This window comes from Streptomyces liliifuscus (genome assembly GCF_016598615.1).
GTDB lineage: Bacteria > Actinomycetota > Actinomycetes > Streptomycetales > Streptomycetaceae > Streptomyces > Streptomyces liliifuscus.
Map to the genome: position 1 here is coordinate 552,662 of NZ_CP066831.1, position 20,635 is coordinate 573,296.

Annotated in this window: 19 protein-coding genes; 9 read left to right on the plus strand and 10 right to left on the minus strand. The window is 69.0% G+C overall.

Annotated features, from left to right (window positions below):
- The 5 genes from JEQ17_RS02410 to JEQ17_RS02430 all read right to left on the minus strand — a co-directional run bounded on the left by JEQ17_RS02410 (position 1) and on the right by JEQ17_RS02430 (position 4,399).
- On the minus strand, positions 1–942 hold the full coding sequence (locus JEQ17_RS02410; protein ID WP_200393607.1) for a hypothetical protein: 942 nt from the start codon (positions 940–942) through the stop codon (positions 1–3).
- A complete protein-coding gene (locus JEQ17_RS02415; protein ID WP_200393608.1) occupies positions 939–1,421 on the minus strand; it encodes a hypothetical protein in 483 nt (160 codons plus the stop codon). The genes JEQ17_RS02410 and JEQ17_RS02415 overlap by 4 nt, the downstream gene beginning before the upstream one ends.
- A gap of 3 nt (positions 1,422–1,424) precedes the next feature.
- Positions 1,425–2,645, minus strand: coding sequence for a macrolide family glycosyltransferase (locus tag JEQ17_RS02420; RefSeq protein ID WP_200393609.1), 1,221 nt, complete (start codon positions 2,643–2,645; stop codon positions 1,425–1,427).
- A complete protein-coding gene (locus tag JEQ17_RS02425; RefSeq protein WP_234048015.1) occupies positions 2,642–3,550 on the minus strand; it encodes a patatin-like phospholipase family protein in 909 nt (302 codons plus the stop codon). The genes JEQ17_RS02420 and JEQ17_RS02425 overlap by 4 nt, the downstream gene beginning before the upstream one ends.
- Before the next feature lie 162 nt (positions 3,551–3,712).
- A complete protein-coding gene (locus JEQ17_RS02430; protein WP_234048016.1) occupies positions 3,713–4,399 on the minus strand; it encodes a nitroreductase in 687 nt (228 codons plus the stop codon).
- A 227-nt stretch (positions 4,400–4,626) separates the two neighbouring features.
- Between JEQ17_RS02430 and JEQ17_RS02435 the strand changes: the two genes are divergently transcribed.
- From JEQ17_RS02435 to JEQ17_RS02450, 4 genes are all read left to right on the plus strand, one after another.
- Positions 4,627–5,100, plus strand: coding sequence for a carboxymuconolactone decarboxylase family protein (locus JEQ17_RS02435; RefSeq protein ID WP_200393612.1), 474 nt, complete (start codon positions 4,627–4,629; stop codon positions 5,098–5,100).
- 232 nt (positions 5,101–5,332) lie between these two features.
- Entirely contained in the window at positions 5,333–6,229 is an 897-nt protein-coding gene (locus tag JEQ17_RS02440) for an RNA polymerase sigma-70 factor (RefSeq protein ID WP_200393613.1), read from the plus strand.
- A gap of 195 nt (positions 6,230–6,424) precedes the next feature.
- Positions 6,425–8,125 carry an L-aspartate oxidase gene (locus tag JEQ17_RS02445; protein ID WP_200401256.1) on the plus strand — a complete coding sequence of 567 codons (1,701 nt, stop codon included), beginning with the start codon at positions 6,425–6,427 and terminating at the stop codon, positions 8,123–8,125.
- A 57-nt stretch (positions 8,126–8,182) separates the two neighbouring features.
- Complete coding sequence (locus JEQ17_RS02450) at positions 8,183–8,974, plus strand: sigma-70 family RNA polymerase sigma factor family protein (protein ID WP_200393614.1); 792 nt, start codon at positions 8,183–8,185, stop codon at positions 8,972–8,974.
- A 12-nt stretch (positions 8,975–8,986) separates the two neighbouring features.
- Here JEQ17_RS02450 and JEQ17_RS02455 read toward each other — a convergent pair whose 3' ends face one another.
- A complete protein-coding gene (locus JEQ17_RS02455) occupies positions 8,987–9,889 on the minus strand; it encodes a helix-turn-helix transcriptional regulator (protein WP_200393615.1) in 903 nt (300 codons plus the stop codon).
- A gap of 199 nt (positions 9,890–10,088) precedes the next feature.
- Here JEQ17_RS02455 and JEQ17_RS02460 point away from each other — a divergent pair, with 199 nt between their 5' ends.
- Positions 10,089–10,916, plus strand: coding sequence for an SDR family NAD(P)-dependent oxidoreductase (locus JEQ17_RS02460; protein WP_200393616.1), 828 nt, complete (start codon positions 10,089–10,091; stop codon positions 10,914–10,916).
- 156 nt (positions 10,917–11,072) lie between these two features.
- On the opposite strand, the gene JEQ17_RS02465 is transcribed toward JEQ17_RS02460, so the two are convergent.
- Positions 11,073–11,531, minus strand: a complete 459-nt coding sequence (locus JEQ17_RS02465) for an SRPBCC family protein (RefSeq protein ID WP_200393617.1) — start codon at positions 11,529–11,531, stop codon at positions 11,073–11,075.
- A gap of 552 nt (positions 11,532–12,083) precedes the next feature.
- Here JEQ17_RS02465 and JEQ17_RS02470 point away from each other — a divergent pair.
- The 4 genes from JEQ17_RS02470 to JEQ17_RS02485 all read left to right on the plus strand — a co-directional run bounded on the left by JEQ17_RS02470 (position 12,084) and on the right by JEQ17_RS02485 (position 17,492).
- Positions 12,084–12,860 carry an AfsR/SARP family transcriptional regulator gene (locus JEQ17_RS02470; RefSeq protein WP_325176326.1) on the plus strand — a complete coding sequence of 259 codons (777 nt, stop codon included), beginning with the start codon at positions 12,084–12,086 and terminating at the stop codon, positions 12,858–12,860.
- 177 nt (positions 12,861–13,037) lie between these two features.
- Complete coding sequence (locus tag JEQ17_RS02475; protein ID WP_234048018.1) at positions 13,038–15,917, plus strand: beta-ketoacyl [acyl carrier protein] synthase domain-containing protein; 2,880 nt, start codon at positions 13,038–13,040, stop codon at positions 15,915–15,917.
- Positions 15,914–17,092 (plus strand): L-prolyl-[peptidyl-carrier protein] dehydrogenase, encoded by a 1,179-nt coding sequence (gene redW, locus JEQ17_RS02480; protein WP_200393620.1) that lies wholly within the window; start codon positions 15,914–15,916, stop codon positions 17,090–17,092. The genes JEQ17_RS02475 and redW overlap by 4 nt, the downstream gene beginning before the upstream one ends.
- A gap of 49 nt (positions 17,093–17,141) precedes the next feature.
- Positions 17,142–17,492: a RedY protein gene (locus JEQ17_RS02485; RefSeq protein WP_200393621.1), complete on the plus strand. Its 351-nt coding sequence runs from the start codon at positions 17,142–17,144 to the stop codon at positions 17,490–17,492.
- A 9-nt stretch (positions 17,493–17,501) separates the two neighbouring features.
- Here JEQ17_RS02485 and JEQ17_RS50665 read toward each other — a convergent pair whose 3' ends face one another.
- The 3 genes from JEQ17_RS50665 to JEQ17_RS02500 all read right to left on the minus strand — a co-directional run bounded on the left by JEQ17_RS50665 (position 17,502) and on the right by JEQ17_RS02500 (position 20,629).
- A complete protein-coding gene (locus tag JEQ17_RS50665) occupies positions 17,502–18,164 on the minus strand; it encodes a response regulator transcription factor (protein ID WP_325176236.1) in 663 nt (220 codons plus the stop codon).
- A gap of 439 nt (positions 18,165–18,603) precedes the next feature.
- On the minus strand, positions 18,604–19,833 hold the full coding sequence (locus JEQ17_RS02495; RefSeq protein WP_234048019.1) for a nitroreductase family protein: 1,230 nt from the start codon (positions 19,831–19,833) through the stop codon (positions 18,604–18,606).
- A gap of 13 nt (positions 19,834–19,846) precedes the next feature.
- Complete coding sequence (locus tag JEQ17_RS02500; protein ID WP_234048020.1) at positions 19,847–20,629, minus strand: 4'-phosphopantetheinyl transferase family protein; 783 nt, start codon at positions 20,627–20,629, stop codon at positions 19,847–19,849.
- Positions 20,630–20,635: the final 6 nt, after the last annotated feature.

Below are 20,635 nucleotides of genomic sequence, written 5' to 3' on the forward strand. Positions count from 1 at the left end.
CTACGGGTGATCCGACACCTCGGTCACCCTGGTCACCCTGTGACGGTCACGGATGAGCGCGATCACGGTGTCGGCGGTGCGGTCGAGATGACTGCGGCCATCGGGCAGTTGAGCCGTCGGACTCACATAGCTGCACGGCCCGACGTGCGTGGCCGGGTCGAGCCGATGCACGGTGATCTTCCCTGCGCGGTCGGCCCGGTTCCACGCACTCCCCCGGAACAGCGGCCAGCGCTGAGGGAACATCCACGTACCGACTCGCTCGATCCGGTCGCTCGAACTGGTCAGCCGGTGCAGGTGCTCGGCGCGGGTGAGGTCGTTGGCGCCGTTGTGGAAGCCACCGAGCGTGATCAGCAGGAGCGGGGAGCGCAGTCGGCTGTACAGTTCGTCGATCGCGCCGCCGGCGACCTGGGCACCGCCGCTGTAGCTGAGCAGCACCACGGGGATACCGCTGTCGGGCCGGTAGCCGGCGAGCCGGAGCTGCGTGGAGATCTGGGAGCCGACGGCCCGGTTGTAGAGGGGTCGGTATCGCTGGTCGGCGGCGACGAAGATCTGCATGACGTTGTGCAGGAACAGCAGCAGCCCGATGCGATGGCGCAGCCACTTCCACACCGGTCGTTCGGCGAGCGGGGCCGCCAGTGGCGAATAGGGCTGTACCTGACCCAGTACCCGCAGCTCGGGAGCTCTGGCGATCAACGCCTTGACCAGCTGACCGCCGTCCCGGCTGTCGCGGACGCGGCGTTTGCCGATGCCGTCCAGGTAGACCAGATAGGCATCAGGCGGACTGTCGGGCGCCGCGCCCCGGGCGTAGGGCACACCCTCCGGGAGCTTGGTGACGGGGGTCCGCCAGCCGGAGCCGTAGGCCAGCACCTCGTAGCGGGCGAGCAGGGCCTCGGCGATGAGAACCGGCCCGATCGCGAAGGCCCAGAGCAGGTACGCGTTCATGTGACCGCCCCCCGTGCCTCGGCAGCGCTGATCCTCACGACGAGACGCCGAACGGCCTCCACTGCGATACCGAGCCCGGCCCCGGCGACGGCCACACATCCGGCGGCGCCCCACCAGCCCAGGTCGGTCGCCGCGGCGAGCGGGCCGGCCAGCCCGGCCCCGACCGCCACGAAGAGCAGCAGGTGGAGGAAAGGCCCGAGCAGGGGGAACGCGAGGACGGCGGCGAGCACCAGCGGGGCGACCAGATCGGGTGTCCAGGCCAGGCCGTCGCCCGCCGGTGCGGAGGACAGCACCAGTTCGGCCAGGGTCCACGCGGTCAGCGGCCACAACGCGAACACAGCACCCTCGACGAGGCCACCGGCACACAGCAGTCCGGCCACCCGCGTCCGCGACATGCCGGGGCGGCCCACGGCCACAGGCAGGATGCGCCCGGCGGCTTCCGACACACCGGCGAACAGCAACAGGACGACGAGTGCCATGATTCAGCCTCGCCGGGACGGATCCGCGATAGCCGGCCGACCGGCCACGGCGTTCGTGCGCAGATACCGCTCGCATTCGTCGGCGGCACGCCGGTATCCGCCCGCCTCGTGCTGAGCACCCCGCAGCGTGGCAGCGGCAGCCCGGAACCGCGGTTCGTGGAGCAGACGCCCCGCGAGGGCACGTACGGAGTCCTCGGTCACGTCCTGGGTGCGGATCGACAGGCCGGCGCCGAGTTCCGCGACACGGCGGGCCACCATCGGCTGGTCGGCGCCCTGCGGGACGACCAGCATCGGAACACCTGCGTACATGGCCTCGTTGACGCTGTTCATACCGCCGTGGGTGACGAACAGCGACGCGCGGGCCAGTACCTCCGGTTGTGGGACAGAGCGGCGGGCGAGCACGTTGGGTGGCAGCGGACCCAGCGCGGCGGGGTCGGTCTGCCCGGTGGAGACGACGACAGTGCCGCCCAGCGGGGCGAGCGCCGTGGCGAAAGCGCGCAGCAGCCGCGGGTCGGCGTTGAAGACCGTGCCGAGCGAGGCGTAGAGCACCGGATCCCGCAGCCGATCGGCCGGGAACGACGGGTCGGCCGGGCGGGCGCCGATGCTGGCGCCCACGAACCGGTAGGACCGGTCGAACTCCTCGACGGCAGGCTGGAACACCCGTGATGTGTAGACCAGGTTGAGTGGCTGGCGGATGTTCCCCAGGTCGAGGAGGGGCAGCCCACTCGTGTCGAAGCGGCGCAGCCCCCGGCGCGCCCGCAGATAGCCCTTGAGGCTGTCCGGCCGAGTCGCCGCCTCGGCCAGCAGGTCCCATGAACCTCGGGTGGGGCTGGGCACGTGCCGGTTGAAGGCGAACGTGGTGAACGACGACGCCGCCGGTACTTCGAGTTCGCGGGCGGCGATCGCGCCCCACAGACAGGCGCTGTCGTGAACGATCAGATCGGGCTGGAGCAAGCGCAGGTCGATCAGCACCGAAGGCAGCAGACGGACGGCGGTGCTCGCGAGCCCCTCCATCAACGTGACGGGCGTCGGCGGATCAGGAAGCGGCTGGTCACCCCCGGGGTAGAGACACACCGTCGCGCCGACGGCCTCGATCTCCGCACGGAAGGCGGGCGAGGTGTGGTACGTGACGGAGTGGCCGCGGCGAACGAGCTCGGCCGCCACCGGCAGCGTCGGATTGACGTGCCCGTGCATGGCGATGTTCAGGAACGCGATGGTACTCACAGGGCCACCCCCGATATTGAGGAAGTCGAGTTCGAGGAAGTCGGTGCTGTCGAGTTCGGGGAAGTCGATGCTTCGGCCGGGCCGTCCGACGTCCCCGGAGGGCCCTCGGCCCGATACAGGCCCGGCCCGCTGACGTGCAGGCCGTCGAGAAAGCGTCCCGCCGTGCGGGAAGCGGTGCTGATGAGCCGCTGGGAGTGGCCGAAGTCCCAGGGGGCGGGCCATTCCTCGATGCCGGTCGGCAGCACGACGGTCGGGATGTGCTGGGCCACCTCGTGCAGGTCACGCTCGATCTGATGGTGCATCAACAGCAGCCCGGCCCTGGCGGCGATGGCGTCGGCCCTCCGCCTCGGGACGGTCGGGCTCAACGGCGAGCACTCCGGTCCGGTCGACAGCACCACCACACTGGCGGCCCCGGCCCGCAGTGCTGCCAGCACCGGGACGTACGCGATCACGCCTCCGTCGACCAGCGTCCAGCCCTCTCGGTCCACCGGGGGCAGCATGCCGGGAACGGCCGCGCTGGCCAGCAGCGCGGACTCGAGGTCTCCGTGGTCGAGCAGTGCCGGAGCGCCGGTGGCCAGGTCCATCGCCACCGCGGTGAACGGGACCGCCAACTGCTCGATCCGGGACGGCAGTCCGGCCCCGGCGATCAGTCGGCGCAGGCCGCGGTCGGTGAAGACACTGGCCCGCGAGGCCGGGAAGCCGAGCGGATACACCTCTCGGCGGCTCAACCGGGTCCACACGTGGTCCAGCCAGGGCGCGGCCGTGTCCGGGTGGGCGGCCGCGATGGCGCCGTTGAGAGCGCCAACCGAGGTACCGATGATCATGTCCGGGACGAACCCGCGCTGCTCCAGAGCGGCCCCGACTCCGACGTGTGCCGCACCGAGCACTCCACCGGCGCCCACCACCACGGCCACGGGACGGGGAAGGGCGTGCAGGCCACGACCACTCGTCGAGTCGCCCCGGCCGAAGCCCGAGGGAGCCCGTGAGACCGGCCTCCGACCACAAGCAATCATCAAGATCAACTCTCCCGGTGCTGAACCGAATCGTTTTTTGGTTCCTCACTCATGTCAGGGCGGCAGCCCTATCTGTGACACCATCTGCCGCATTTTTCTTGTGAGTAGGTCATTGAGGCGTGCGGCAACGCGCGGCACCCATCGGGGGCGGCGAGGGTGACGTCCGGCAGGGTCCACGGTTCCGGTTCCCTGGTCGCGGGGCGTCGAGGTCGAGCAGGTCGCCGCCGTCTCGGCAGCGTCCTCGAAACCGATCGACATGCCGCAGAAGAGGATGAGCCCGTCCGGGAGTGACAGCACCTCCGCGACGGATCGGTGGTACTTCACCCAGGCCATCTGCGTACAACTGTGCAGCCCTTCGGCGCGGAGCAGCAGCATGACGGTCTGCAGATACCTGCCGACGTCGGACCACTGCTCCGGGCCCAAGTCCCGGTCGACGTAGCAGAACAGGACTGCGGGAGCACCGAGGGCGGGCCGGCGTTCGCCGTAAGGGGACTTCGGTGCGGCCGAGTACTGCTCGCACGCCGGCTCGCTCCAGGAGGCGCCCACTGCATCACGTTCACCGACCAGCTTCTCCAACTCGGCCAGTGGCCGTCCGGTCAGCACGTAGACGCGCCGCGGCTGGAGGTCCGGCGCGGACGATGCCCAGGCGGCAGCGGACAGCACCCGCTCCAGCACCTCCCGCGGGACATGCCGATCGGTGAACCCGGACACCGCCCGCCGGCTCGTAACCGCTTCGTACATGTCCAAGTCCGCCACCCATTCCGCTCGGCGTCCCTGCTTGGCCGCCTCCAGATAGTATCATTCAATACCATCTCGTACGCGACGATGGCTGCACGCCCGGGCGTGGATGCCGACTCCCAGGGGGTGGAGACCGAAAGAGGCGCACGTCACGTTCCATCGCTGTCACGGATCACCGGGTGAGCCCGGTCAATACGGTGTAAGCGCCCTATCACCGAGGAGATCCCGTCATGGATTCGCGCGTCAACTACTTCGGAAACGCTCTTGCCGGCAAGGTCATGAGGCACCTCAACTCGGCCAACAAGGTGGTGGCCGAGTCGACGCTGCCGGTCGCGACACAGGAGCTCGTGAAGATCCGCGCAAGCCAGATCAACGGCTGCGGCTTCTGCACCGACATGCACATCAAGGACGCCGTCGCCGCCGGCGAGACCCAGCAGCGTCTGAACCTGGTGGCGGTCTGGCGTGAGGCCAAGGTCTTCACCGACGCCGAGCGTGCGGCCCTGGAGATCGCCGAACAGGGCACCCGCATCGCCGACGCCGCCGGCGGTGTCCCGGACGACGCCTGGGCGCGTGCCGCGAAGTACTTCGACGAGGACCAGCTCGCCGCGCTGATCTCGCTTCTCGCGATCATCAACGCCTACAACCGCATCAACGTCATCAACCAGCAGCCTGCCGGGGACTACGAGCCCGGCATGTTCGGCTGAGGCGATCCGGCCTCGCCGGACATCACCGTCCGTCTCCTCGTCACCCCGGCCCACGACGGGGAGACGGGCTCCCGGGGGCCGACGCGAACACTGATCCGGTGCACCGGATCAGCCCACGCGCGCCTCGCGAGAAGGAACAAACCCCAGGTCAGAAGTGGTGTGAGTGGCCTCGGCGCCCAGAAGCGCGCGGTCCGTGGCGGTTGTAGCATTGTCCTGGCCGAAGGGGGCGACCATGCACGCCGAGGATGACGCCGACTCGCTCGAGAGAGCGACACAGGAGTTCATCGCGGCGCGTCCGCAGCTGTTCGGTGTCGCGTACCGCATGCTCGGCAGTTCCACGGAGGCCGAGGACATCGTCCAGGAGGCCTGGCTGCGGTGGCAGAACACCGACCGTCGGGAAATCGTCGAGCCGAAGGCCTTCCTGACGACAGTCACCGCCCGGCTCGCGATCAACCTGGCGCAGTCCGCGCGGATGCGGCGGGAGTCGTACGTGGGCCCGTGGCTCCCCGAGCCGGTCGACACCAGCCGGGACCCGAACGTGGGTGCGGAGCGCGCCGAAGCGGTCGAGATGGCGGTTCTTCTCGTGCTCGAGAAACTGAATCCGGTGGAGCGGGCCGCCTACGTCCTTCGGGAGGCGTTCGACTACCCCTACCCGCAGATCGCGGAGATCGTGGACACCAGCGAGGCCAACGCCCGCCAGTTGGTGAGCCGGGCGCGCAAGCACCTGGCCGCCGAACGGCGGGCACCGGTCGACAGGGCGGAGCACCAGCGCCTCTTGAAGGTGTTCCTCACGGCGGCGCAGACGGGTGATCTGGCCACGCTGGAGCACGTCCTCTCCGAGGACGTCATCAGCTACGCCGACGGGGGCGGCATCCGTGGCGCGTCGAAGATCCCGGTCGTGGGGCGTCAGCATGTTTCCCGGTACCTCGGGGCGTTCGCCCCGCGCTTCTGGCCCGGGTCGGAGATCAGCTGGGTCGAGGCCAACGACCGGCCCGCGGTCCTGGTCTCCTCCGGCGGCAACCCGGTCGCACTGCTGTGCGTCGACGCTTCGTCCCGCGGCCTCGAACGCATCATGTGGGTGATGAATCCGGCGAAGCTGGCACCCTACGTGGCGTCGCTGGCCGACTGACCCTCGTCCGAGAACAGTGGGACGCGAGGTGGCGCGGTTTGGAGTGGGCCTGCCGCCCGGGTGAGGCAGAAACGCCTGATCAGGTGCGGGAGTCATGAGCCGTTGTCACAAACGGCGGGATCAACTGGTCGTACTGAGTGACGAACCAAGTGATCGGAGCGGAACGTGGCTATCACCGAGCAACGCCTGTCCACCATGGTGTTGGTGATCGGAACGGGCGGAGCGGGACTGCGGGCGGCGATCGAGCTCGCCGAGGCAGGCATGGACGTACTCGCCGTCGGCAAGCGTCCCAAGGAGGACGCCCACACGGCCCTGGCGGCGGGGGGCATCAATGCGGCCCTGGCCACCATGGACCCCGAGGACAGCTGGCAGCAGCACGCCGCGGACACGCTCAAGGAGAGCTATCTCCTCGCCGATCCCCACACCGTCGAGATCGTCACCCGGGGCGCCGCCCTGGGCATCGACGACCTGGAGCGCTACGGCATGGCTTTCGCCCGGGAAGAGGACGGCCGCATCTCCCAGCGCTTCTTCGGCGCTCACAAGTTCCGCCGCACCGCCTTCGCGGGTGACTACACCGGCCTGGAGATCCAGCGCACGCTGGTCAGACGTGCGAGCCAATTGCCGGTCCGCATGCTCGACAGCGTCTACATCACCCGGCTCCTGGTGCACGACGGGGCGGTGTTCGGCGCCTACGGCTTCGATCTCAACGACGGGACGCGCTACCTGATCCACGCCGACGCCGTCATCCTCGCTGCGGGCGGCCACACCCGTATCTGGCGACGCACTTCCTCGCGGCGCGACGAGAACACCGGAGACTCGTTCCGGCTGGCGGTGGAGGCCGGTGGCCGTCTGCGCGACCCCGAGCTGGTGCAGTTCCACCCCTCGGGAATCATCGAGCCCGAGAACGCGGCCGGCACGCTGGTCAGCGAGGCTGCCCGCGGTGAGGGCGGCATCCTGCGCAACGCGCTCGGCGAGCGGTTCATGTCCCGCTACGACCCCGAGCGCATGGAACTGTCCACGCGTGACCGCGTCGCCCTCGCCTCCTACACGGAGATCAGGGAAGGCCGCGGCACAGCCAAGGGCGGTGTGTGGCTCGACGTGTCCCACCTGCCTCGACAGACGATCATGAGCCGTCTGCCGAGGGTCTACCAGACGCTTCTGGACCTGCAGATGCTGGACATCACCCGCGATCCGATCGAGATCGCGCCGACCGCCCACTACTCGATGGGCGGGGTGTGGGTCAGTCCCGACGACCACAGCACCGACGTACGCGGCCTGTACGCCATCGGCGAGGCCTCCAGCGGTCTGCACGGAGCCAATCGCCTCGGTGGCAACAGCCTCATCGAGCTGCTGGTCTTCGGCCGTATCGCGGGACAGGCCGCGGCCGCCTACTCGAAGGGGCTGACGGCACAGCCGCGGTCGGCGGTCGCGGAGGCCGAGGCCCGGCTCGAGATCGACGGCCTGCTCGCCGCGGACGGCCCCGAGAATGTCCGCGCCCTGCAGCGCGCCATCCGCAACACCATGACCGAGCACGCGGGCGTCGTCCGCGACGAGGAAGGGCTGCGCGCCGGTCTGGCGGAGCTCGCCGAGATCGACGCACGCATGGAGAACGTCGGGGTCCACCCGGACATCGCCGGCTTCCAGGATCTCGCGCACGCCTTCGACCTCAAGTCCGCGGCCCTCGCCGCCCGGGCCACCCTCGAAGCGGCGATCGAGCGCCGGGAGACCCGGGGCTGCCACAACCGCAGCGACTACCCGGACATGGATCCCGCACTGCAGGTCAACCTCGTCTGGTCCCCGAAGACGGGAATCACGCGCGAGAGCATCGCGCCCGTCCCGGACGAGATCGCAGCCGTGATGGAAGAGGTGTCCACCGAAGGAAAACTCGTGGAGTGACCGACGGTCGAGGCGGTCGCCCGCTCTGCGCGGTGCCGTGCGAGTGGAGGACGCCGTATGAGCGAAGCAGGTGATTCGGTGTCGATCGCTGATCTGCTCGACGAACGGCGGCATCTCCTGGACATCGCGCACCGGCTGTTGGGCAGCACCTGCGAGGCGGAGGAAGTCATCGCCGAGACCTACCGGCGGTGGTACGAGCTGTCCGGCCCGGCGCGGGCGCGGATCACGACCCCTCGGGCCTGGCTCGAAGGGGTCGTGAGCAGTATCTGCTCGACCCGCCCCACCATGCGCGAACAGCACCGGGACCCTGCGAACGGGGAGAACGGTGGTGCGGCGGACATCGCGGGACGGACGGAACCGGAGTACGTCGAACCGGCCGACCGCGCAGTGCACAGTCTGCAAGCCCAGCGCTCGTGTCCCACCACGCCGCAGCGGCACGACGCCGTGGTCCGTACCGTCCGGCGGGCCTGCGTCACCGAGGACGCGCCTCTTCTGGCCTCTCTGCTGGCACCCGACGCCATGGCGTTCTTCGACGGCGGCGGCAAGGTCCGCGCGCCGATCGGACCCGTCCAGGGCAACCTGCGGGTCGCCCGCAGCCTGCTGACCCTGGTCGCCCGGCACCCGCTGGTCGCCTTGCGCACCCACCCGGTCAACGGCCGCACCGGAATCGTCGTGCGCCACGACCGCCAGGTCGCCGCCGTCATCAGCCTCGACATCGCCGGTCACCATGCCGTACAGATCTGGGTCACCCTCAACCCGGACAAGCTCCGCTCCTGGAACCCGTCACGCAACGAGCGGGGCAGTCGCGCCAGTTGGGCACACCCTCAAGCACCTGGACCTCCCTTGTGACGGCTGCCGACGTCACGCGTACGGCGTGGTCCTGGGCGTCTTCGAGGTGTCGGGCGTCGAGGCGTCGGAGCGGGCGTGGTCGGTGGCCCATGCGGAGAGCACCGTCAGGGCCTCGTCCGACGGTGATCCGGGGTCGGCGAGGAACGTGAAAAGGGTCTGGTCGGGGTCGCCGGGGAAGGTCAGTGCCTCCGTGCGGAGGGTGAGGCGGCCGACGATCGGGTGATGGAGGGTCTTGGTGCCGTGGCTGGGCTCGACGACCTTCTGTCCGGCCCACCAGCGCAGGAAGCGGTCGCTCTTCATGGACAGCTCCCCCACGAGTTCGGCGGTGCGCGTGTCGTCGGGGTGGCGGGCGGCATCCATCCGCAGCGTCCCGACGAACATGGAGGCGGCCTTCTCCCAGTCCTGTGCGAAGAGCGACCGCGCGGCCTCGTCGAGGATGACCCAGCGAACGGCGTTCCGGTCCCGGACCGGCATCGCGCCGAAGTCGGCGAGCAGAGCGCGGGCCATTCGGTTGCTCGCCAGGATGTCGGTACGGCGCCCCAGCACGAAGGCCGGGGTGTCCCCCAGTCGCGCGAGCAGCGCGTGCACCCCGGGACGTACCTTCTGCACGGTACGGGGTGTGCGGCGCCGGCTCGTGGCCGGGCGGCGCGCCACCGCGTGCAGATAGCTGCGTTCCGCCGGATCGAGCTGCAGGGCGTCCGCGAGGGCGTCCAGGACGGCTTCCGAGGGTGTGATGGGCCTGCCCTGCTCCAGGCGCGTGTAGTAGTCCACGCTGACGCCCGCCAGCGCGGCCAGTTCCTCCCTGCGCAGGCCGGGGACCCTGCGCGGGGCCGCGTCACGGATACCGAGCTGCTGCGGGTCCAGTGCCGCGCGCCGGGCGCGCAGGAAATCGCCGAGTCCCTCGTTGCGCTCCATGACCCCATGGTCGCCGGTGCCGACCCGCCGTGTCCCGGTGAAGGTGGCCCTGCGGATCCCAGGATGAAGCGGGCCAATCCCATGGCCCACGTACGCCTGTGTCGGCAGTTGGCTGGAGAGCGGGACACCACACCGGTGCTCCCTTCCCGTCCACCGGGCCGTACGTCCGACGCGCGGCCCACCAGAGAAAGTCTCCGCCATGCCTTCCACCTGGCTCATCACCGGCGCGACCTCCGGCTTCGGCCGTCTCGTGGCCGAACGCGCACTCGCGGGCGGCGCCCATGTGATCGCCGTCGGCCGACGCGGCGACCGGCTCGCCGAACTCGCCGACGGCGCTCCGCAAGGGCAGGTCACCCCGCTCGCCCTCGACATCACCGCACCCGACGCACAGGAGGTCCTGGCCGAAGCCGTGCGCTCCGCAGGGGGCCTGGACGTCCTGGTGAACAACGCCGGCTACGGACTGTTCGGCTCCGTCGAGCAGATCGACGCGGACACGGCACGCGCGGTCTTCGACACCAACGTGCTGGCCAACCTCACCGTCCTGCGCGCCGCACTCCCCGCCCTGCGGGCCGCCCGAGGCCGGATCCTGCAGACCTCCTCGCTCATCGGCCAGTTCGCCTGGCCCTCCTCGGGCCTGTACTCGGCGTCCAAGGGCGCCGTGGAACTGATCAGCGAGGCTCTCGCGCACGAGCTGGCCCCCACCGGTGTCAAGGTCACCATCATCGAACCGGGCACCTACGCCACCGAGTTCTCCACCAGCCTCCACGTCGTCGCCCCGAACGACGTCTACCTGCCGACCGTTGGACAGTTCCTGACCGACTTCGCCGCCCTGCCGCCCCAGGCGTTCGGCGATCCCGAGACCGTCGCGGACGCCATCATGGCGGTTACGGAACTGGACGAGCCGCCCCTGCGCCTGGCCGTCGGCGCGGACGCCGTCGAACACATCCGGGCCTCGCTCCGCTCCCGCCTGGCCGAACTCGACCGTTGGGAGTCCTTCCCGCGCGTACCGGTGGGCGAGCGGGCCTGACCGTCCCGCACCACCGACGCACGAACCGGGCCCGTGTTCCCACGGGCCCGGTGACGTGCGGATGTGCCCGGTCGACGCCGGCTGGAGCCGAGCAGGTCCGGCACGTGCCGGACAGGGACGGACAGGACAGGGAAGGACAGGGACGTCTGCGGGGCGTCAGCGCGGGCTGATCGCCGCTTCGGCCGCGGCCTTGATCCGGTTGCCGAAACCGGCGGCGTCCTTGCGGGCGGCGGCCAGCGCCAGGCCGACGAGGAGCTTGCCGAGCCCGTGGCCCTCCAGGACGTTGAAGATTCGGACCCGGGTCCTGCCGTCCGCCAGCGACTCCAGGTCGTAGCCGCCTTCGCGTGCCGTCACGCTGTTCTTCGTCACCTCGGCCCACCGGATCTTCACCGGGGCTTCGAGGGTGGTGATGCGGAACTCCCTGGCGGTCTTCATCCCGGCATCCTTGACGGTGCTCCGGAAGACGGTTCCCACGGCTGTGGCGGTGTCGGGGATCCGCTCGATCTTGAGCACCCGGGGGCTGAACTGCGGGTCGTTGCGTCCGTCGGCGAGATAGGCGAACACCTCTTCGACGGGCCGATCGACCTCGACCGTCGCTTCGAACTGTCCTGACATCGGCACTCCTGACCGGTCGAGCCGCTCCGTGCCGACGCGTCCCCTTCGGCTGATGTCCGCCGGACCGCCATGCCTCGTGGGATCTGCCTCGCGCACACGCGAAGGAACGCGAGGGCCGCGCCGTACCGCCAGTCCTGTCGTGGCGGCACCGCGACCCTACGGGACCACCGGGCATCTCGCGCGGTGAGCGACGCAACCGCTCGTCCAAAGGTGGGAGGCGTCGGCGCCCCGTCCTCCCACTGCAGTCCACCCTTCGTTGACTCTCGGCGCCGCTCGCCTCAACACAAGGTTGAGACAGCCCCACCTCGGAAGTCGACCGGACGTGGAAGGGGGAATCGATCGGGTGATGGATGACATATGCCAGGAGGGCTGAAAGACTGAGCCGCGGAAACGCCGACCACGCGCAACTTTCCTTGATGAACTGCAAAATCAACGAGCAGTGCACCGATCCTGTTTCTGCAGCAGTGCGCATTTCACGCAGACCGCTCCATCGTGCACCACGCATCGGGGGACAGCTTGCACATCAATATTCTGGGACCTGTGTCCATCAGCGTGAACGGGAAGCTTCATCCCATACGTGCCAACAAGGTTCGGGCATTCCTTGCCACTCTCGCATTGGAGGCCGGCCGGGCGGTGTCCAATGAGGACCTGGCCGACGAACTGTGGTCCGGGCACCTGGTGGGCAACACCCGAAACGCCTTGCAGGCGCACGCGACCCGGCTGCGCAAGGAGATCCTCGGCTCCGCCCACCAACGACGTGGCGTCTCCGTGCTGCGCGCCGTGCCCAACGGATACCTTCTCGACGTCTCGCGCGAGTGCGTCGACGGCAACAGGTTCCTCGACCTCTCCGCTCAAGGGGCCGCCGAGTTACAGGTCCGGCCGGAGCACTCCCTTGAGCTCCTGCAGCAGGCTCTCGAACTGTGGCGGGGGCCCGCGTTGCTCGACGCCGGTGACGGGTTGCGTGCCCGCAGCGCGGCCGCGCTGTTCGACGAGCGCCGCCTCGCGGCCTGGGAGAACCTGGTCAGCGCCTGCCTCACGGTGGGGGACGACGCGCGCGCGATCGCGGAGCTTCGCCAACTCGTTGCCAGGTACCCCCTGCGCGAGCGGTTCTGCGAACTGCTCATGCTGGCTCTCTACCGAACCGGTCGGCAGGGCGAGGCGCTGGATCTGTTCCAGCGGACCAGGAGGCGGCTGGACGAGGAACTGGGAATCCAGCCGGGTGCCCTGCTCCAGCGCCGTCACACGGAGATCCTCGCCCAGGACCCCGCGCTGACGCTCCCCTCCGCGGTGGTGTCGAGTCGGCGGGAGCACGCGGCAGCCAGAAACTGAGGCGCGTGAACACAGCCGCGCCGAACGGCAAGGGTCTGTTCGTGCTGCGCCTCAAGCGCGTACGACTACACCTTCCGGTCCGGGCCGGACTTCGTTTCTCCGATCGCACGGAATTCGCAACCGTAAGCCGGAAAAAAACAGCAGGGGTGTCCACATATCATGCGGTCCGATTCGGTTATGGGGCGAAAGGAACACACCATTCCTCCGGAGCCCGTGGCAATCGTGGGTATCGCCGCCCTGTACCCGGGCGTACAAGGTCCCGAGGAATACTGGAACCTGATGAGTGAGGAATTTCCGGTCGCGGCACCGTCCCGTGCTGCCCGCCACCTCGACGAAATAGAAGTCGATGTCGCTCGATTCGGAATTCCCCCTGCCCAGGCCGGGTCCATGGCCCGTATGCAGATCCTCATGCTCGAGGCCGCCCGGCAGTGCCTGACGGACGCGGGGCACCCCGGGCGACCTCTGCCGGTCGAGCGAACGGACGTCATCGCCGGGACCTGCTTCGGCCTGGACCGCCAGCACGCCAACGCGCTGCGTATCGAGGCGAGCCGCTTCGCCCGCGAGGTCGAACGTGCGGCCGTCTCGGTGGGTGCCGACCCCGAACACGCGGGGCAGGCGGCCGAGGAGCTGCGGATGCTCCTGTCACGGCGTCTCGGGGGTTCTCCGCACGACCGGGTCGGGGAAATGGCGAGCACGATTCCGGCACGCATCGCCACAGCCTTCAAGTTCCACGGCAGGACGCTGACGATGGAATCGGCGGACACAACCTCGTACGTAGCTGTCGCACAAGCCGTCCAGAACCTCCGCGGCGGAATGTCCGACGCGGTCCTCGTCGTCGCCGGCCAGCGCCGCGAGAGCCCAATCGTCGCCAGGGTCCTCGACGCCAAAGGACTCACCACCACGGTCGGTCGCCCGTTCGCGACGGACGGCTGCGGCTTCGAACTCGGCGAGGGAGTCGGCGCCCTGCTGCTCAAGCGGCTGTCCACCGCCGTACGCGACGGCGACCGGATCTACGCCACGATCCTCGACTGCTCGCTGCGTCACGACCCGCGCCCGGGTGCCTTCCACTATTCGCCGTCCGTCGGCCTTCGCCGCTCGACCGCCTCCGACTCACTGCGAGCGGCGGCGGTACTCCCGGAGACGGTCCAGTACGTCGAGTGCGTTGGATCCGGTGTCGGGCAGGAGGTTCGAGCGGAACTGGACGCGCTTGCCGCGCTGCATGAGGGTGCTGCCGCCGGGTCCGTGGCCGTGGGAAGTGTGAAGGACCGACTGGGGCACACCTTCGCCAACGCGGGCCTCGCCGCGATCACCAAGGTCGCCCTCGCGTTGCACCACCGCACGATTCCACCCCAGTGGCAGCCGGAGGGCGCATCGGCGTTCGAGCGCGACGGCACGCCGCTTCGTCTGCCCGGCACGAACGAGCCGTGGCCGCCGGCCCCCGAAGGCCGCCCACGCCTCGCGGCAGTGCACGGTGCCTCCTTCACCGGAACGTTCTGCCATCTCCTTCTCGAAGAACATCCTGTTCTCGAGAAACATCTCCCACTCGAAGAACGTGAGGGGAACGGCCGGCACGAACACGGTCGGGCACCGGTTGCCGAGGCTGTTCGGACGTCCACGCCGCCGGTGGACGGGCCGGAGGCCGGTTATGCGCTCCACAGCTCGGCATCGGACGCCGAGCCCATTGCGGTGGTGAGGCTGGCGGGGTGGTTTGCGGACTCGCCCGACGCCGAGAGCTTCTGGCGGGCCATCCGCTCGGGCGTCAGCCGGATCGGTCCGGTACCGGAGGCCGTACTCGACCAGGACCTCTACTACGCCCCGGGCGCGCTGAGCCTCACCCACAGCTATACCAACCAGGGCGGTCACACAGCGGTTCCGGACGCTCCCCCACGCGATCTGCAGATCTCTCCCGCTCGCCACGCGTCCATGGACAGCGCGCAGCGCCTCGCCCTGCGCGTCGCCGCGCAACTCCTCGACGGCGGGGGCGCGTTGAGCGGACCCGGACTGATCGCCATTGGCAGCAACCTGGGCCTGTCCCGCGAACGCCGTGCCAACGCGGCGTTGTCCTTGGAGAATCTGGAGGACACGGTCACTCGCCTCACCGGTCTCGACGGCCTGTCGCCGCTCCAGCGTAAGTCGCTCGTCACGTCGGTGCGCGAGCGTGTGGAGTTCCCGGACGAAGCCATGTTGCCGGAGCTGCTCGATGGCTGTCTGGCGAGTGGTATCGCCGCCCTCGTCGCCAACGAGTACGGGCTCGACGCGGTGCCCGTCGCTGTGGAGGCAGCATGTGCCTCCTCCCTCGCGGCGATCGATGTGGCAGTCGGAGCGCTCCGTTCCCGAGCAGCCGACTTCGCGATCGCGGGGGGCGTCGAGCTGGCGTGCAACACCCGCGACATGGTCCTCTGCTCCGCGCTCGGGCTGCTGTCCCACAGCAGGAACGCGCCGTTCGACGCGGGCGCCGACGGCTTCACTCCGGGCGACGGTTGTGGCTTGTTCCTGCTCAAGCGCTACGGCGACGCGCGGCGCGACGGCGACGAGATCCTCGGTCTCCTGCGGAGCGTCGGAGCGTCGAACGACGCCAAGTCGCTGATCGCACCCGATGTCGAGGGACAGGCACGAGCGATGGAACGGGCCTTCGCCCAGGTCGACTTCACCCCCTCGGCAGTCGACTACCTAGAGGCACACGGCACCGGCACCAAGGTGGGAGACCGAGTGGAGATCGCCGCTGTCGCAAGGGTCTACGGCAGCGCACGGCGCACCCGACCACTGGAGATCGGATCGGCGAAGTCGTTCTACGGTCACACGTTCGCCGCCGCGGGCAGCGCCGGGCTCCTGCGGACGCTGCTGGCGATACGAGAGCGAACGCTCCCGCCCAACACCCACCTGCACACGCTCAATCCGACGCTCGATCTGGCCGCCGTCCCCGCCAGGGTCTCGACCGAGGCCTCCCCATGGGTGCCTCGGCCCGGGCAGCCCAGGCGTGCGGGCGTGAGTTCGTTCGGCACGGGCGGCATCAACTACCACGTGCTCGTCGAGGAACACATGGACGGATCACGATGAACTTCGCATTCGACCCGGACGTCGAAGAGATGCGCACCATGATCGTGGCGTTCGCCCGGCGCGAGCTGGGCGGGCGGCCCGAGCAGTCCGACACCGGCTTCGACCCCGACGAGTTCCGCAGGCGCTGGATGCTTGCGGGCAAACAGGGTGTGGTGGGTGGCGTGATGCCGCTCGAATACGGGGGCAGTGGCCTGGACGCGGTCGCCGCGTCGGCGGTAATGGAGGCCCTCGGATACGGCTGCTCCGACACCGGCTTCGCCTTCTCCGTCGCCGCGCATCTGTTCGCCTGCCTGATGCCGATCGTCGAGTTCGGCACGGAGGAGCAGAAGCGGCGCCTGCTGCCGGCGCTCTGTTCGGGAGAGCGCGTCGCGGCACATGCGATCACCGAACCCGAGGCGGGTTCCGATGCGCTGAACCTGCGTACTCGTGCCGAGTTCCGGGGTGACCACTACGTCCTCCACGGCAGCAAGTGCTTCACCACGAACGCGCCGGTGGCCGATGTCTTCGTCGTGCAGGCGGCGACCGAGCCGGGTGGTGGCTTCTTCGGCCTGACCGCTTTCGTCGTCGAGGCCGACACCCCGGGGCTCAGCGTGGGGCCGCCTCACAACAAGGTCGGTCTCAGAGGCTCCCCGACGGCCGACGTCCACTTCGACGGATGTGTCGTGCCCGCGGCCGATGTTCTCGGAGTCGAGGGCACGGGGGCCGGCGTGTTCTCCTCGTCCATGAAGTGGGAGCGCACCTGTCTCTTCGCGGCCTACCTCGGTGCCATGCAGCGCGTCCTGGAGTCCACGATCGACTACGCCGGAGAACGCGAACAGTTCGGCGCACCCATCGGCAGTTTCCAAGCGGTCAGCCACCGCCTGGTCGACATGACGCTGCGCCTGGAATCCGCCCGGCTCGTGCTGTACAAGGCCGCATGGGGGCTGGCGCGGGGTGACGAGGACGACGTGGCACCCGCGCTGGCGAAACTGGCCGTCAGTGAGGCAGCCGTCCAGGTGGGCCTCGACGCGATACAGCTGCGTGGCGCACTCGGCATCGTCGAGGGAGAGGCCGAGACCCTGTTGCGCGACGCGCTTCCCTCTCGGGTCTTCTCCGGGACGAACGAGATCCAGAAGAACAACATCGCCCGGGCGCTGGGCCTGAGTGGGAACCGCCGCCGGGCCGGGCGTCGCTGACGTGTCCGGTCGACCCCGTCAACGTGACGAATCCGGAGTGGAGTACGCCATGACGATCATCATTCACCGTATCCGTCTGCATGACGGTGTGACACCGATCCGCTTCGAGACATGGGTGCGGGACGTCGACTACGCCACGTGTCCCGAACTGCCGAGTGTCGTGTCATTCAGCGTCCAGCGGGTTGTCGATCCGGCGGCGCGGAAACACACAGATGCAAAGGGAGTCGTCGGCGACGAGATCTTCCACTACGTCGAAATGATCGAGGTGACCAGTCCTGAGGACTTCGAGCACGACATGCAGAGTCCTCCATTCCGAAAGCTGGTCTCCGACTTCGATCAGATGGCCAAGGTCGTCGACGAGACGGTGGGAGAATGTATCGGAGACGGTTATCACGCGTGAATTTCCGACCTAGGTCGAGTTTGAATTCTGTTCAAGGGCCGATATGAGCCCCGTCTCATAGGCGACGGCCACGGCCTGGGCACGACTGCCGACGCCCAGCTTCCTCAGCAGGTGATGAACGTGAGACCGGACCGTCGCCGCGGAGACCGAGAGTTTCAGGGCTATCTCCGCGTTGGACTTCCCCTGGGTGAGCAGTGCGATCACCTCGGCTTCCCGCGGCGTCAGAGTGTGTACGACGCCTGCGGCGAGGCCGGAGGCCTGTCGGAGCGGCAGACGGTCGAAGCTCCCCCGGGCCGCCTCGGGGATGACCATCGCGCTGCCCGCGCTGACAGTCCTCAGAATGTGGACCAGTTCTTCGGCGGAGGTGTCGGGCGCGAGGACCGCCCGCACTCCGAGACGGAGAGCCTCGATCGAGCGGCAGGCACTCTCGGCCTTGGCGATATGGATGACCTTGGCCAACGCGGCGAGAGCAGTCAGCTCGCGCCTGTTCTCGATGGTCAGCGCGGGGGCCATGACGACGATGACGTCAGGCAGTGAGTCCGCGGCGGCGGCTTGGGACTCCCGCCCGGTCGTGTAGCCGATGACATCGATGTCGGGTTGCTGGTCGAGCAGAGCCCGCATACCGGCCCCCACTATCGACTCCTCGCAGCACACCAGTACGCGAATGCTCACCCGGCACCACCGTCCCGTACGGAATGCCGCGCCGAAGGAGTCGACCGTTCGACTCTCGGGCGTGAGTGCCCGGACTCCCCCTTGAGGGCGGTCATCGCTCGATAGTCGGATAGGCCGCCCGTGCGATCCATTGGGTACCGCTGAGTTCTTTTCGCCGACGGCAGTGCAAGGCTCGTTCCTCCCCGGATATTGACGCGACCCTGCGCATTCCAGTACGACCCTCGATACTTTTCGGCCACCGACCCCGCTCACAGCTTATCAATCACGCAACATTCAAGCCGAGCAACAGGTCCAGACTAACACGCAGAACGCACTCCACTACCCTTTGAGTCCATCCGAGGATTTACCCCCGAGTAACCCACTGCCCTATGTGTCCGGAATAGGCCGCGTCGATCGGGCAACAATTGGGAGAATTCAGCAAGAAGCTTTGAACGGCGTATCAGATCATCCGCACCGCCCGGGCGCCGGTCCGCCGCGGTGACCGGGGGAATTGCGTGAGGGGACGCCCGAGCCGGCTCACGAAGAAGGTGCGTCCGGGCAGTCCGAGCCGGTCCTGCAGCTCCGTTCGTACATCGTCGTGCTGCAGGACGACGCTGACCGGGTGCAGGGCGAGCCCCGCGTCCGTGGCGCGCATCCAGTACTCGGCCAGGTGCGCTCCACCGCGGACAGCGTCTTCGAGGCCGGGAGCCGTTTCGGCGAAACTCATGGTGACGATGGCGGGCGTCGGCCGTACGACGAGGGCGAGTTGGCGGGCGAGCAGGCGGGGATATCCCGCATGCCGTAGCACCCGCATCGTCGTGGGAGCGAGTGCGGCGCGCAGGATGTGCCGACGCGGCCCCGACATCGGTCCGAACAGCTGACCGAGGGTGAAGCCGTCACCGCGTGCCACGGCCTCGGCCTCGTTCCGGCGCAGAAAGGAATGAGTTTCACGCCAGGCCTGCCGATGGCTGAAGTCACGTCCACCGTGGCGGGCCACGAAGTGCGCGAAAGTCGAGCGCTCGCCGTCGGTGACGAGGTGCCGGACAGTGACGTCCGCGCCCTCGGCGGCGCCTGCCCACGGGGCGCAGAGGCCGGCCAGAACAGTGGGGTCGAGCGCTTCGGGGCGATAGGGCCCCCGGTTGGTCCGTCGAGCCAGTGCGGTCTCCCGGAGTTCGGCGAGCCGACCGGAGGACTCGTCCGTGCGGCGCAGCCGGACGGCACACAGAGGTGACCACAGCGGGGGCCAGGTGTCACCGAGTGGTCGGCCCGCGCTCGGGGTTCCGCTCGTGCGCTCGTCGGAGAGTGGGTCGACGAAGCGGATGAGGTCCGTCGACCAGCCCTCAAGAGCCAGTGAGTGCAACAGGATCTGAAGATACGCGCCGCAACTGATCAGCATCTCGACGGCGTGCGCCGGAAGGGAAGTGAGGCGGCGCTGCCGGTCGAGGGCCAGGATTACGTACTCATCCGTTTCGGGCTCATCGGTGCTGCTGCCGTCGGGGGCCTCGCCGACGAGCAGGGCCGCTTCCTGACGGGCACCAGGGCTGGTGGGCCATGCGACGCCCCAGGGCTGGCAGTTGTGGGACGACGGGCTGAGCGCGGCGACATCGGCTGCTTGGCGCAGCGCGTGCTCGAACGACGATCGGCGCTCCGTGGAGGACGTTCGAGGTGTCGGTGCGGGTGGACTGGTCACGGTACTGGGCTCCCTACTGCCACACGAGGGCCAGGGCGTATCCGTCGACGTCCCGGGCCCAACTGTCAAGACGAGTGCTGTCGGCAGCGGGCGCGTGGCGGCGAAGCTCCGGCCCCGCACGCCATGCGAACCGGCCGTCGGGCCACCACTTGGTCAGCTGCACCTCGCGGCTGTCGATGCGCAGGCCGAACCCGAAGTGCTTGAGGACCGCCTCCTTGCAGGCCCACCGCAGTGACAGCGGCATGGCGCCCACGCTCCCGAACCCGGGGCCCGCCGACGCTTCCGGAGGCAGCGTGAGCAGTTCGGCGAGCAGCGGCGGCATTTGTCGCCTGCGCTCGAGGTCGATCCCGACGGCCCGCGGCCCACAGGCGGCGACGGCGAAGTCGGCCGAGTGGGACAGGCCCACCTCGACGCGGGCGTTGACGGTGGGTTTTCCGGCGCGGAGTCCGCCCGGGACCGCCCCGACCGTGATGTCGCGAGGACGCACCGAAGTGCCGACGTGCCGCCGCTGGTAGGCACACACGCTGTGCTTGATGGCCAGACGCCCGGCCAGCCATTCCAACTGTCGCTTACGCAGGTGCAGTTGTGCTGCCTGGTCCAGCTCGTCGTCGCTCAGATGCCGGGCACCGATCGCCGCGCGGTCCGCCTCGTCGCGCCCGCGCAGCCAGGCGATCGACACCACGGCGATCGTCAGTGGCCCGCGTGCATGGCTGACGTACAGGGGACGTGAGGGATCGAGCGCCAGGATCTCGTCGAGCCCGCGCGCCGGGACGCGGCCCGGCGAGGTGATCGTCACGTCGGC